The organism is Bremerella alba (assembly GCF_013618625.1).
Lineage (GTDB): Bacteria > Planctomycetota > Planctomycetia > Pirellulales > Pirellulaceae > Bremerella > Bremerella alba.
This window is the reverse complement of record NZ_JABRWO010000018.1, coordinates 57,768-72,088: the sequence shown is the minus strand read 5'-3', so window position 1 is coordinate 72,088 and position 14,321 is coordinate 57,768. Positions and strand designations below refer to the sequence as shown.

Here is a 14,321-nt window from a genome sequence, read left to right as displayed (position 1 = left end):
GCGACCCTTCATCTCGTGTAGGGTGTGAGCAGTGACGCGAAGCGGAACGTATCGCATCGAATACGGTCTCCATCCCATGGCAACGCGAAAACGTTGTGCATGGTGCGATTCGCTGCGCTACTCAGCACCCTACGGCAGAAGAGGCCTCTCTTCTCTTGTCCCCTCTCCCTCGCAGGGAGAGGGATAAAGCGAGGGTTTCTTGAACAACATTTGACGAAGATCACAAGAACACGTTCCGAATCGTTCTTGAACTTCTGTTCGCGCATGTGCTGCTCAGCACCCTACGCTGTGCAGTCGGTTGCTTTTGATTGGTCGCTTGAACGTGCCTTACATGGGGGCGTCTTGTATGTTGGTCATCAAATCTTGGAGCGGAATTACGAGTCCGATTGCGGCGTATGTCATGAGAAAGATCGCCAACAGTAGGTAGCCAGCAAACCAGACCCATGCCACCCAACGCCATCGTGGCGGCAGATAACAAACGCCGATTGCGATCGGTGCGTTGAGCACAATGGCAGCCAAAGCAAATAGATACCAGTAATTGGAAACCGTTGACGACCACTGCAGAATCGACTCGGTGATGACAGGCAGGTCGAGCTCGAAGTGGTCAAAAACCTCTCGGTAGTACTCGACGATACTCCCGAAAAACCCAAGCAGGCAGGCAGTCACTACCAAGTGAATCGCCCAGGCAAACACGGAAATCAGAAGTCGCCGTAAGATCGTCCCTAACGAAAGCGACGCGTTGGGCGAACGCTCGCCGTCAATCGGCGGAACATAATCGGAACCCATTTGTTATTCCCTTTGCATGAATCCTACCGCCGGCGTGCCCCGGCCGAGGACTTTTTGCGCCCCGCTTTCGGTGCCGCTGGCTTTCGGGCCTGGGGATCGACTGCATTGGGATTATCGGCTTGTCCCGTCAATTCGTAAAGAAATCGGCTCGTTTCCGAGGGGCGCGGCTTTCCCCATTTCTTGCGAGCCAGGGCGAACGAGAACGTCAGGCGTTCCTGGGCCCGGGTGATGCCGACATAACACAAGCGGCGTTCCTCTTCGATTGCCTCGTCGCCGTCCTTCAAGCTGCGGGTGTGGGGCAGGATGCCTTCCTCCATGCCCACCATATAGACGTAAGGAAACTCGAGACCTTTGGCAGCATGCAGCGTCATCAGGATCACGCCGTTCTTTTTGAGTTGCTTTTCCTTCTCGTTGTCGAACCCATCGCCGGCCAGGGCCGTGTCGTCGAGGAAGCCAGACAGGGTGGCTTTGCTTTTCTTCTTGTCTTCGTAGGCACTCATAGCGCTGACAACCTGTTCGACCGCTGCCTCGCGCGATTCGCGGTCGTTGGGGTCAGGGTACAAACGCTGGAGTTCCTGTTGATAGCCGATCGCCCCGATCAAATCGCGGACGATATCGGTCAGCGTATCCTTGCCCAATCGGCCATGATAATGCTTGATCAGCCGCACGAATTTCCTGATCGCCTCGGTTGTGGTGGTCGAAGAACCTCCCCGCAGGGCGGCAGCTTGGGGTAGCACATCCCACAGCGGCTTGCCTTCGTTGGTGGCATGATCCAAGAGATCTTTGACCGTCTTCTGCCCGATGCCACGCGGGGGCGAGTTGATGATTCGCAGCAGGGCAACTTCGTCTTGCTGCGAATTGATCAGCTTCAAGTATGAAAGAATATCGCGGACTTCCTTGCGATCGAAGAACGACATCCCCCCAATCAGCGTGTACGGAATATTCAACGCACGAAACTGCTGCTCGAATGCACGCGGCTGCTCGTTGGTGCGAAAGAGAATCGCGAAGTCGCGTGGTTCGACCGCTGGGTCTTGGATTCGCCGAGCGATATCGCCGACGACTTCCTCGGCCTCTTTTTCCTCGTCCTTGAAGTACAGAACCTTCGGCTGGTCGCCACCATGCCGGGCCGCGTTGAGGACTTTGTCGTAACGCGTCCCGTTAAAGGCCACCAGGCGGTTAGCCACCGTTAAAATGGCGTTGGTGCAGCGATAGTTATCGACCAGCAGCACGACTTTGGCTTCCGGCCAATCTTGTTTGAAGCCCAGAATATGCTTCACTTCGGCCCCACGCCACGAGTAAATCGACTGATCGTCATCCCCCACGACACACAAGTTGCGGTGCTCTTCGGTCAGCCCTCGGATGATGCGGTATTGCGAGGCATTGGTGTCCTGATACTCGTCGATCATCACGTGATCGAACAAGGCCGCTTCCTGCTGACGGACGGCCGGAAAGTTGGTAAATAGCTCTTCGGTGCATAGCAACAGGTCATCGAAATCGAGCGCCCCACTGGCTTTCAGGGCGTTCTGATAGCGGCGAAACGCGACGGCGGCCAGGTGAGCCTTGTCGGTATCGGCGTGGGAAAACGCTTCCTTGGGGCGAATTCCGGCCGACTTCCAGCGGCTGATAAAGTTGAGCATATCGCCGGGACGGAGGGTTTCGCTGGGCACTCGGATCTCGCGCAGCACACTGCGAGCTACCATTTCCTGATCGCTACGATCGTAAATGGTGTACGTGTTGGGATACCCCAAATGGTTAATATGTCGCCGCAAAACACGAACACAATGAGAGTGGAACGTCGAAACGACCGGTTCGTCGTCGGTATGCTTGCCCAGAAGCTTCAGGGCACGTTCCTTCATTTCGCCGGCGGCCTTGTTGGTGAAGGTCACCGCGAGGATTCGCTGCGGCTTGATGCGATGTTTGATGAGATTGGCAATGCGGAAAGTCACCACGCGGGTCTTGCCCGAGCCGGCCCCGGCCAGCACCAGCATAGGCCCCGACAAGGTATTTACCGCTTCCAATTGTGGCGGATTGAGTCCGTTCACCCGATTCTCGTCCGTTGATTCCGTAAAACTCGCTGCCCTGACTTGAGTTAAGTCTCGCGTTAAGGGCTAGGGCCAACTGGCCTCCAGAACCCATTGATGGTACGAAGTTGACCTGCCGATTTTCAATGGGGCCTTGCCTAAGTTTCCTTGGTTACAAGCACAGACGAACTACGCGGCGGCGCAAGTCCTGGCTAGAATGGCAGTTTGAATGTTCAGCGAAGCACCGAAAAATTCCGAATCCCAATCTGCAATGCTCGAGCCGTGGAAAAATTTCTGTTCCCAATTCGTCCTTCGCTGGGTCGCCAACGACAATCCTACGTCGGCGGCGGCGGTCGCTTTCTACGTGTTGTTCTCGATTGCCCCGATTTTTATTTTCGCGGTCACCATCGGCGGTAAAGTGCTCGAAAGCAACGCCCAAGCCGAAGAGGAAGTACGCATCTTTTTAGAGGAAAACCTCGGAGAGAAGACCGGCGAGGAGATTGTCAATCAAATCCTCAGCGCCTATCAAGAGCACTCGTTGACGCCCACGATCTTCTCGGCCTTCATCATCCTATGGAGTTCTTCGGCAACGTTTATGCAATTGCGCAATGCCCTCAACCGCATCTATGGATTCTCCGCCGAAGGCATTCGCGGGAGCATCCTGGCGGTTACCATCGGACGCATGCGAGCTACCCTGTTCGCCATCGGTACAGGGCTTCTGCTGGCGTTGATATCGCTGTTTAGTGTTTGGTCGCATACCATCTGGGCCCACCTCCCCCTGTTTCGCTTGGTGCCGCTTGGGACGCAGGAATGGATCACGTCGCAGACCATTTCATGGATATCGGTGCTGCTGGTTTTTTATTGCATGCTGCGTTTCCTGCCGATGAACCGGCCGCCTTGGCGCGAAGTCCTCACCGGTGCCCTCTTTGCAACGCTGTTGTTTCAGGCCGGTAAGTACATCATCAGCACGATCGCCGGCAGCAATCTGGTGGCCGTCGCCTATGGGCCAGGCAGCGTTTTGGTGGTCACGGTGATGTGGATTTTCCTGTCGGCGAACCTGCTGCTATTTGCCGCAGAATTGGGCCACATGCTGTTCTCGCCGTTGACGAGCCCCTTCGAGAAACATCGCCAGCGCAAGGTCACGTAGCTACTGCCCGGTGCGAATATACTGCCCCATCCGTTCCACCTGACGATGCAAAAATGGCGACCAGGGGAAGCCAGTGTTGATGCGGATGAAGTTTTTGAACGCGCCGCTTGGCGAGAAGATCGGCCCTGGTGCGAACTGAATCCCCTCTTCGCTCAGCGTGTGGTACATCTTCATCGCGTCGACATGCCGCGGCATTTCAATCCACAAGACATGCCCTCCTGCAGGTCGCGATGCCCGGACTCCTTCGGGAAAACACGTGCGCACCGCACGCAAGGCGTCGTCCATTTGTTCGGCGAACTGGGCCCGCACTTTTCGCAAGTGCCGATCGTAGGCCCCCGTTTCGAGGATTTCGGCGGCGACCAACTGCGGAGCGACCGACGTGCATTGATTGACCACCAGCTTCATCAATTGAAACTGCTGCAGATACCGCCCCGGGATGCACCACCCCAGTCGCAGGCCAGGCGAAAGCGTTTTACTGAACGAACCACAATACAGGATACGTCCCTCGGTGTCGTAGGCCTTGATCGCTCGCGGACGCGGGGGACGAAACGAGAGATCGCCGTAAACGTCGTCTTCAACCAGCGGAACCTGGTAGCGATTTAAAATCTCGACCAGGCGTTTCTTATTCTCCTCCGGCATCAAGCTGCCGGTCGGGTTGGAAAAATTGGAAACGATGGTGCACGCCGAGATATCGTACTTCCCCAGCACATGATCGAGATGATCCAGCTGAATGCCCGTCTCGGGGTCGCAGGCCACCTCCACCGCTTTTAACCCCAGCGATTGCAGCACTTCCAACAGGGCATAGTACGCCGGCGACTCAATCGCCACGATGCTGCCTGGGGGGGCCACGCATTTGATCGACAGATAGACGGCTTCCTTGGCTCCGCTGGTGATAACGATATCGTCGGGGCTGACCACATAGCCTGCCTCGGGGCCGCGTTTGGCGATCGACTTCCGTAGCGTCTCGTGCCCTGGCACCCCGTCGTATCCGAAGCAGGCATCCGGCAAGTCGCGCATCACCTTTTGATACGACTTATTCAACACGGCCAGCGGCATGAGCTGCGTTGATTGAACCGCCGCCCCCAGCGTGGGCTCGGCGCCCGAGCCAATCGCCGCGTTCATTCGCGTGGGAATGTTGGTTTGAATGACGCACGCTTCGCCATTGGGGCTGGTCGACGAAAGCTTCGGCAGTTCCTCTGGCGGGCGACGCACGTAGTGGCCTGACTGGGGCCGCACCTCGATCGTTCGCCAGTCCTCGAGCAGCGCCAACGCGCTCTTGGCCGTGTTCAAGCTCACGCGATGCTCTTCGCTCAATCGACGGATCGACGGCAGCTTTTCGCCAGGCTCAAACGCCCCGGACTGGATTAACCGACGGAGCTTGTCCGCCAATTGGTAATAGAGCGTGCTCTCGTCTTCGCCGGTCGAAACGTCTGATTTGGGGGCCGATTTCATCTGTCACCCATGCTCCCTGGGAAATCTGATCCGGCTTGACGCCAAGCCCCATCTGTAACCCAAGACAAAACAAGTATCCAAAACTGTATCCACCGACATCGTACCGATAAACTGCTTCAACTCGCAAGTGTTATCACCACAAACCCATCGAAAAGGACTGTAACCCCTATGGCAATCGCAACAAATCTCGGTTTCCCGCGAATCGGAGCCAAACGAGAGCTGAAGTGGCTCTTAGAGAAATACTGGAAAGGCACCATCGGAGCCGAGGACCTACTGACCGGGGCCGACCAGATCCGGCAGGCCAACTGGAAAAGCCAGGTCGAAGCAGGCATCGGTCAGCTGACTGTCGGCGACTTCTCGCTGTACGACCATGTCCTCGATTGGACCCTGCGTGTGGGTGCGGTACCGGCGGCCTATCAAACGCCGCAGTTGGTTAGCCAGCTCGATCGCTATTTCGCGATGGCCCGCGGAACGCAAAAGGGTGCCGACCTGCCAGCGATGGAAATGACCAAGTGGTTCAATACCAACTATCACTACATCGTGCCGGAATGGTCGGAAGACCAAACCTTTGAACTCAACGCCGACGCCCTGCTCGCCGAGATTACCTCCGCCCAAGCGATCGCCGAGAACGTCCGGCCAGTTGTGCTTGGTCCGGTTAGCTTGTTGCTGCTAGGTAAGCTGAAAGGAAGCAGTGCCTCGCCGTTGGTGCTGCTCGACAAGCTGCTGCCGGTCTACCAGGAACTGCTCGCCAAGTTCAACGAAGCGGGCGTGAACTGGGTTCAATGGGACGAACCGATCCTGGCCCTCGACCTGGACGACCAAGCCCAGGCAGCGTTGAAGCACAGTCTGGAATTGCTTTCCCAGTCGCGCGGTCAATTGAAGCTGGTGCTGACCAGCTACTTCGAGTCGCTGCGCGAGAACCTGCCGTTAGCGTTCTCGCTGCCGGTCGATGCGGTCCATCTCGATTTGGTTTATGGTCCCGAGCAGCTAACGCCTGCCTTAGAGCACATTCGCCCCGAGCAGTCTCTTTCGCTAGGGCTGGTCGATGGTCGCAATGTTTGGAAAACGGATCTTGCCAAGGCGCTGAAAACGGCCGAGCAAGCGGCAAGTGCAATCAGCAAGGATCGACTTCTGATCGCTCCGAGCTGCTCGCTACTGCATAGCCCCGTCGACCTGGCACACGAGCCCGAAATCGACGTCGAAGTTAAATCGTGGCTTGCTTTTGCTCGGCAGAAGCTGGACGAGATCGCGATTCTCACGCAAGCGCTGAACGAAGGCCCGGCATCGGTTGCCGATCAGCTTCAGGAAAACGCGGCTGCTATCCAGGCTCGACGGACCTCGCGTCGCACGCACGACCCGGCGGTGCGAGATCGCCAGAAAGGGATTACCCCCGAAAGCATTTGCCGTCAGGCCGATTTCGAGACGCGTCAGTCGCAGCAGCAAGATCGCCTGAAGCTACCCTTGCTGCCGACCACCACAATTGGCTCGTTCCCGCAGACAAGCGAAGTTCGCCAGGCCCGGGCGTCGTATCGCAAAGGGGACCTTCCGGAGGATGCCTATCAAGCGTTCCTGCAAACCGAGACGCAGAAGTGCATTGCCCGGCAAGAGGCGTTGGGAATCGATGTGCTGGTTCACGGAGAGTTTGAACGCAACGACATGGTCGAATACTTTGGCGAGCAGCTCGCAGGCTTCGTCGTCTCGAAGAACGGCTGGGTGCAAAGCTACGGCTCGCGCTGTGTGAAGCCGCCGATCATCTATGGTGACGTGCACCGCCCCAGCGCAATGACCGTCGAGATGACCCGGTACGCTCAGTCGCTGACCACGCGACCGGTGAAGGGAATGCTGACCGGGCCGGTTACCATCTTGTTCTGGTCTTTCATCCGCGACGACCAACCCCGCCGCGAGACGTGCCAGCAGATCGCCCTGGCAATTCGCGACGAAACAGCCGATCTCGAGTCGGCCGGCATCGGCGTGATTCAGATTGACGAGCCAGCACTACGCGAAGGACTGCCCCTGCGTCACAACGACCAGACAGACTATCTGAGCTGGGCCGTTGATGCGTTTCGCCTGGCATCGAGCGGGGTAGCCAACCAGACGCAGATCCACACGCATATGTGCTACTGCGAGTTCAACGAGATTCTCCCCTCGATCGCGGCACTCGACGCCGATGTGATTTCGATCGAGACAAGTCGCTCGAAGATGGAACTGCTCGACGGGTTTGGCACTTTCCAATATCCCAACGGAATCGGGCCGGGGGTTTACGATATTCACTCGCCCAGAGTTCCCGCGACCAGCGAAATGGTTGGCCTCTTGCAGAAAGCGGTCGATGTGATTCCGGCTCAGCGTCTGTGGGTGAATCCCGATTGCGGCTTAAAAACTCGCGGCTGGGTGGAAGTCGAAGCGGCGCTGCAATCGATGGTCGAAGCAGCCCATCAGGTTCGCACACTGCTAGCCTAATTGCAGCCATTTGAGGGGATCCGCGTACGCCTCGTCTAGGGCAACACCTAGACGAGGCGTGCACTATTTCTTGGAGAAAGCCGTTGAAAACAGAACACATTCCTGTCAAATTAAGTAGTTACCTGCCAGCTGCAACTCCTACCTCCCTCCCAAATCTGAGAAGGTCCCTCCTCCTATGACGTTTCCCGGTATGGAACTTCGCTCGTTGTCCCTCTGTCTCGCCCTGCTATTGACGGGCATTTTTTCGATGACTGCCACGGTTCAAGCTGAAGATAAAGAAGCCGGTGATTCCGCCCCCAAGCTTCGTCATGTGGTGATCTTCAAGTTCAAAGAATCGGCCAAAGCCGCCGACATCAAGAAGGTCGAAAAAGCTTTTGCAGCGCTGCCTAAAAAGATTCCGGTCATTAAGGACTACGAGTGGGGCACCAACAACAGCCCTGAAATGCTCGACAAAGGCTTCACCCACTGCTTCCTGGTCACGTTCGCCAGCGAAGAAGATCGGGCTGCTTACCTGCCGCATCCTGCCCACCAAGAGTTCGTTTCGATTTTGCGACCGCACCTGGAAGAAGCATTCGTTGTCGACTACTGGGCGAAATAGTTACTAGGCTAAATAGTCTTGCTGGTGGAATAATATCCACCGATTTAAACCGAGATTGAGGACTGGCCCTGCCGGTCCTTTTCACACAAACGGCCCCTAAGGTCGCTTTAACCAACATTAATCAATTTCTCGTCTTAATTTTACAAGAAGAGCCTCAATCGGGGTTGGACGACAGCGCTCGGTTTACCTATTCTTTTTTAGAGACAATGATTCCGAGTTTTCGGATTTCGTTGCCGATATGAACGATTAGCACATCCGCTACGTATCGGATTTGAGTGCTTTGTGAATCCGGATTGGATTGCCTGAATGAAACCTCGTTGGCTCTATCTTCTACTGATTATCGCCGTTTTGATGGCCGGGGCACGCCCACGGTTCACCAACGCGATGATTGCAGGTAGTGCGCCAATTCAAGGGACCACCAGCAATACCACGCAGACCGAGGAAGAGGAAGTTCACGAACGAACGGCCACTTCGCGTCAGACACAACGCATCGCTCGTGGAACGACCCCTTTGCCGGGTCTCTATGCCACCCCGCAATACCGACGATTCACTTCTGCCAGCCCAGCTGTTCCGCCTGTGATTGTGGTCACCCACAATGGTTTCGGCGGAAATATCACCTGCTAGATCTTTGCAGGCTGCTATGCGCTTTTGCGGTTCGTTAATTCTGAACTGCTGTGCGCGACTTCTCTATCAGCAGCCTCCCTGTCTCAATCTCAGATGCAAATGCGTTTGTTGCAACTGCATTTGAAAGCCTGTTCCCGAATGTCTGTGGGTGCCCTCTTAGAAGTGCTCTACGGGTGTTCGGTTACCTCCCTCCGATAGATCTGAATTTACTCAGGACGATAGGTTCTATGCGCGATTTATTAGCCGGCGTGACGCAATTCCAACAAGAAACTTTCCCTCAAAAGCAGAGCCGTTTCCAAGAGCTGGCCAGTGGCCAAAGCCCGGAAGCTTTGTTTATTACGTGTAGTGATTCCCGCGTGAACCCAGAGCTGTTTACCAACAGCGAACCAGGCGAGATCTTCGTCATTCGCAACGCCGGCAACATTGTCGGTCGTAAGGGTGAAGCCGACTTAGGGATGGCCGCCACCATCGAGTATGCCATCCAAGTTCTTAAGATTCCGCAAATCATTATCTGTGGTCACGCCAAGTGCGGGGCTATGCAAGGCCTAATGAACCCCGAAGCGGTTACCAGCTTGCCGGAAGTCAGCAAGTGGGTTGCGTTGTCGAAAGACGCACTCAACGAAGAGCCCAGCGATCCTAATGCGGATCGCCTGACGCAAATCATCGAAGCCAACATTCGTTTGCAGCTTCGCAACCTGATGACTTTTCCGGAAGTCGCTGACGCAGTGGAAGCCAACAAGCTTCGCCTGCACGGTTGGCTCTACGACTTCGAGACCGGCAAGGTAAATGTCCTTGCCCCTGAAACCAATCAATTCGTCGATTCCAACGTTCGAGTTGCCTGAACCCAATTAACATCACGGAAGCAAATCCATGGCTAAACAAGAGACAACTCAAACCGAAGCCAGCGGCTATTTTTCGGGTACGTTCAGGAAAGATTTCATCTCCTCGATCGTTGTTTTCCTGGTCGCTCTCCCACTTTGTATCGGGATTGCGGTCGCGGTCGGGGTCAATCCGGCCCGGGCTTTGATCACCGGCATTGTCGGTGGTCTGATTGTGGGGATCTTTAGTGGATCGCCCTTGCAAGTCAGTGGCCCGGCAGCGGGTCTGTTTGTCATTGTGGCAGACCTGATTGCCCAGCAGAAAGCGAAGTTCCTGGGCTTTTATTCAGGACCAGAAGACGCTGCCGATGGGGCTGCGATGACCTATGCCTTGTCGGCGTTAGGCCTTTCGGTGCTGGTTGCCGGTGGCATTCAAATCGCAGCGGGGAAACTCGGGATTGGACGCTGGTTCCAAGCGGTTTCGCCCGCGGTGATCAACGGCATGTTGGCTGGGATTGGTATCCTGATCATTGTGAGCCAGTTCCATGTGATGCTCGATCACGAAGCAATCTGGCATGGTCACAAAGCTCATGGTGGTTTGGAGTACATGGCCACAATCCCGGAAGCCATTTGGAAATGCTTCGATCTCTCAGGAACTGGGCCGGCGCATCACCTTGCGGCGGCGATTGGGATCGTCACAATCACGACGATGATTCTCTGGCAATCCTTCGCCCCGAAACAGCTGAAGCTGATTCCGGCGGCTTTGCTGGGGATAGGCCTGGCCACAATCGTGGCAATGGTGCTTGGCTTTTCGATCCGCAACCTGGACGTCCCAGATAATCTGCTGGATGAAGTTTCGTTTCTCAATAGCACACCGGCCTGGACTTCCATTCTGGGTGATCCGTCCGTTTACATTGCGGCCTTGGTGATTGCATTGGTGGCCAGTGCGGAAACGCTTCTTTGTGCGACGGCGGTCGACAAGATGAAGCCTGGGCACAAAACCAATCACGACAAGGAACTGACGGCCCAAGGCTTCGGCAACATGCTCTGCGGCCTGGTGGGCGCTCTGCCGATGACCGGCGTGATCGTGCGAAGTTCGGCCAACGTCAACGCAGGTGGGCAAACGCGTGGAGCGACCATCATGCACGGTGCTTGGCTTTTGCTGTTCATCGTGTTTTTGCCACAGGTTTTGACGCTGGTGCCACGAGCCGCGTTAGGCGCTTTGCTCGTCTACACCGGCTTCAAGCTGGTGAACATCAAACAGATCAAGGAACTCTACAAAACAAGTTGGTCGGAGTTTGCGATTTACGCAACGACGGTGATCTTGATTGTGAGCTTCGATCTGCTGATCGGCGTGATCGCAGGTATCGTGCTTTCGGCCATCAAGCTGTTGGCCACGTTTACTCGTTTCGAGGCGGATCTTTTCGTCAACGAAGAAGAAAAGAAGGCCACCCTCAGCCTTCACGGTGCGGCTACTTTTCTACGGCTTCCGATCCTGGCTCAGCGTCTGGAAGAGATCCCTGAAGACGTCGAATTGCACGTCGACTTGAGCAATCTGACTTATGTCGACCACGCTTGTTTCGAGTCTCTGATGGACTGGGCGAAACAGCACGAGAAGACCGGTGGCACCTTGATCATCGACTGGAGTCAACTTCACGGCAAGTTCCAGAAGGAAGTTGATATCCGGCACAACGGTGACAGCGAAGGGAACGGCAATGGCGAAGTTCATCGCAATGGTAAATCCCCATCCCGGCCAACTCCGGTCGGGGGAGGTGTGGGCTAAGGTTGCCTGTCATAATCGACACAACGCAACCACGCTGCTCTTATCGCACATGAAGATATGATGAAGATGCTGGTGGCCTGCCGTTATCAGCGAGAGCTCGGTACACACTATCCCGTGTGCCGAGCTTTTTTTGTGCCATGATGGTAAGGCCTATTCCGTCCGCACGAGCTCTTTCTCTTGCGACGCTAGCGGCACCTATAAGGGTTGTGCCACTTGTAAGTTGGAACTATGCGTGATTCGCAGATTTTTCTAATTGCGCACGTTGCAACTTCTCTGGAAGCTTTCGCAGCAACTACGGTTCTTCTGGGCTGCCTGAAATCGATCTGCGTTTAGTGCGGCAGATTCCGATTAACGCAACTAACGGCATTGGTCACCTTTCGTTCAGGATGAACGTAATTCGTGAAAGTATGGAAACCCACACGATGAAATCTAGCTGGACTTGCCGCGTCCTAGGAATTTGCTTGGGCGCGCTATCACCGGCCCTTGGCTACGGTCAAGAGTCGATCTATGGAGCACCGTCGAACGGGGCCCAAACCTATCAGAATAACTTCGAGCAACCGCAGCAGCAGCAGTTCTATGCGCCTCCGGAAGCTCCTCAGGCACTTCCAGCCGTCGATACGGTATCTGCGACGTCGTACTACAACCTGCTCGAACGCGTCGAAGCGTTGGAAGACGAAGCGGTTGCTAAGGCAGCAGAAGAAGCCTGTAAGGAAGTCGACATCATCGCCAAGCCCACGCAAAAGTGGTCGGGCCGTGTTCACTTCGATTATTGGAACATCCCAGACAATTCGCCGTATGCCAACGCGTTGGAATCTGGCGATCCGAACGATGCCGGCGATGACTTCATCGGCTTCCGCCGTTTGCGTTTCGGCGTGAAGGGCGACGTTTGGGAGAACATGGAATACAAGATCGAGATGGAGTTCGCCAACCCAAGCAATCTAGCATTCAAAGACGCTTATCTCGGTTGGAATCATTTACCTTTTTTGCATACCGTGTTGCTCGGTAATCAGAAGCGCCCCTATGGCTTAGATCACTTGAACTCTAGCCGTTACAACGTCTTCCTGGAACGTCCCTTCGTGGTGGAAGCGTTCAACCAGGACGCTCGACGTATGGGTCTTCAATCGTATGGTGTTTCCGACGACGAGTCGTGGAACTGGCGATACGGTTGGTTTCTGATGGACGACCTGGCAACGACCGGCGGCCAGTACGACGACAACTACCAGTCTGAAATCGCCGGACGTCTGGCCAATACCATCTGGTACGACGAAACCTCTGGCGGGCGTGGTTACGCTCACTGGGCAGTCTCAGGTGCGGCAGCGTTTCCTGGCAGCGGCGGCGACGATCGATTCCGCACTCGTCCGGAAGCTCGTACGGCTAATCGCTGGCTCGACACCGGGCAGATGGATGCAGCGAACTACCAACTGCTGGGCCTGGAAAGTGTGCTCAACATTGGTTCGTTCTCGCTGGTCGGCGAATACATGACGGCTCATGCCGACCGAACCGATGGCGATCCAGATGTTAACTTCGGTGGTGGTTACTTCTATGCGGCGTATTGGCTGACCGGCGAGTACACCCCGTGGGACCGATCCTCCGGTACGTTGGGACGCACCAAACCACTAGAAAACTTCTGGCTGGTCAATCGCTGCGATGGCTGTAAGAGCTATGGCTGGGGTGCTTGGCAGGTTGCTGCACGTTACTCGTACGGCGACTACACCGACCAGGACATCCTCGGTGGCGTTGGTGAAAGCGTTACTCTGGGCGTCAACTGGTGGTGGAACCCGAACGCTCGCGTTCAGTTCAACTACATCAACGGTCGTATCTCAGACAGCGGGTTGGCTGCCGCCGTCGCTGGAACGGATGCCGGTTGGTACAACCTCTACGGCGCTCGATTCATGGTCGACTTCTAAACCGCATTGCGGATGACACCCCTTTGCCTGGCTCTGGCCGAGAGTCAGGCAACCAGAAACAAGTAAGTTAAACATTCAATACGGAGCGATCTCCATGAACCGATACCTCGCCATCGTTGGCCTAAGCCTGCTGCTCTACGGCAGTGGGTGCTGTACGACGAAATGCTGCACGCCGACGTGCTGCTCGTCCTACGGCAAAACCTGCTCGCCGGAAGTGAAGGAAATTGAAGTCGCACACAACTGTTATGCAGATAAGTGCAAAGACGTCTGCATTCCCGCGGTCCGCTTCCCCTGGGAAGACTGCTGCACGCCGCTGAAATGCGGCAAGGTTCGCTCGGTCAAGCAATTGACCAAGTGGGAATACAAGTGCCCTGACTGCGAAGTCGAATGGAACGTTATCGACAACGGCTGCTATGGCAATGGATGTGCCCATGGCAACGGCTGTGGCTGTGGCAACAACTGCGGCGGAGCTTGTGGCGATCCTGCTTGCGGATGCAGCACCGACGCGATGCCTAGCCAAGCACCTCAGCCAATGCCTGCCGTGGCAACACCGAAGTCCTCGCCTTCGGAAGTTCCCCCTATGCCGCCGATGATTCTCGAGCAAGCCAGCCTCGATACTCTCTCGCGATAACGCGTTACTCTCCTTCAATTCAGTACTGTTCCGATCCAGCCCTGGAAGACACCCATCTTCCAGGGCTTTTTTCGTTCGAAGGCCATGCGGTGACGAC

At 55.8% G+C, this 14,321-nt stretch carries 11 protein-coding genes; 8 read left to right on the top strand and 3 right to left on the bottom strand.

What is annotated here, in order from left to right; translation table 11 throughout:
- Positions 1-327 precede the first annotated feature (327 nt).
- Positions 328-786 carry a hypothetical protein gene (locus HOV93_RS23915; protein WP_207399078.1) on the bottom strand — a complete coding sequence of 153 codons (459 nt, stop codon included), beginning with the start codon at positions 784-786 and terminating at the stop codon, positions 328-330.
- Between the two features lie 23 nt (positions 787-809).
- Positions 810-2,828: an ATP-dependent helicase gene (locus HOV93_RS26530; protein ID WP_315853466.1), complete on the bottom strand. Its 2,019-nt coding sequence runs from the start codon at positions 2,826-2,828 to the stop codon at positions 810-812.
- Positions 2,829-3,036: 208 nt separating this feature from the next.
- On the opposite strand from HOV93_RS26530, the gene HOV93_RS23905 reads away from it, so the two are divergent.
- Positions 3,037-3,954 (top strand): YihY/virulence factor BrkB family protein, encoded by a 918-nt coding sequence (locus HOV93_RS23905; RefSeq protein ID WP_207399077.1) that lies wholly within the window; start codon positions 3,037-3,039, stop codon positions 3,952-3,954.
- On the opposite strand, the gene HOV93_RS23900 is transcribed toward HOV93_RS23905, so the two are convergent.
- The gene (locus HOV93_RS23900; RefSeq protein WP_207399076.1) at positions 3,955-5,406 is read right to left on the bottom strand and encodes an aminotransferase-like domain-containing protein; all 1,452 of its coding nucleotides are present in this window, start codon (positions 5,404-5,406) and stop codon (positions 3,955-3,957) included.
- A 168-nt stretch (positions 5,407-5,574) separates the two neighbouring features.
- Between HOV93_RS23900 and metE the strand changes: the two genes are divergently transcribed.
- The 7 genes from metE to HOV93_RS23865 all read left to right on the top strand — a co-directional run bounded on the left by metE (position 5,575) and on the right by HOV93_RS23865 (position 14,224).
- Positions 5,575-7,863, top strand: a complete 2,289-nt coding sequence (gene metE, locus HOV93_RS23895; RefSeq protein WP_207399075.1) for a 5-methyltetrahydropteroyltriglutamate--homocysteine S-methyltransferase — start codon at positions 5,575-5,577, stop codon at positions 7,861-7,863.
- Positions 7,864-8,038: 175 nt separating this feature from the next.
- Complete coding sequence (locus HOV93_RS23890) at positions 8,039-8,461, top strand: Dabb family protein (RefSeq protein ID WP_235990899.1); 423 nt, start codon at positions 8,039-8,041, stop codon at positions 8,459-8,461.
- 306 nt (positions 8,462-8,767) lie between these two features.
- Positions 8,768-9,085: a hypothetical protein gene (locus HOV93_RS23885; protein WP_207399074.1), complete on the top strand. Its 318-nt coding sequence runs from the start codon at positions 8,768-8,770 to the stop codon at positions 9,083-9,085.
- A gap of 227 nt (positions 9,086-9,312) precedes the next feature.
- Positions 9,313-9,927, top strand: a complete 615-nt coding sequence (locus tag HOV93_RS23880; RefSeq protein ID WP_207399073.1) for a carbonic anhydrase — start codon at positions 9,313-9,315, stop codon at positions 9,925-9,927.
- A gap of 28 nt (positions 9,928-9,955) precedes the next feature.
- A complete protein-coding gene (locus HOV93_RS23875; RefSeq protein ID WP_207399072.1) occupies positions 9,956-11,686 on the top strand; it encodes a SulP family inorganic anion transporter in 1,731 nt (576 codons plus the stop codon).
- Between the two features lie 422 nt (positions 11,687-12,108).
- Complete coding sequence (locus tag HOV93_RS23870; RefSeq protein ID WP_235990897.1) at positions 12,109-13,593, top strand: OprO/OprP family phosphate-selective porin; 1,485 nt, start codon at positions 12,109-12,111, stop codon at positions 13,591-13,593.
- Positions 13,594-13,687: 94 nt separating this feature from the next.
- Positions 13,688-14,224, top strand: coding sequence for a hypothetical protein (locus HOV93_RS23865; protein ID WP_207399070.1), 537 nt, complete (start codon positions 13,688-13,690; stop codon positions 14,222-14,224).
- The last annotated feature ends 97 nt before the right edge of the window (positions 14,225-14,321 follow it).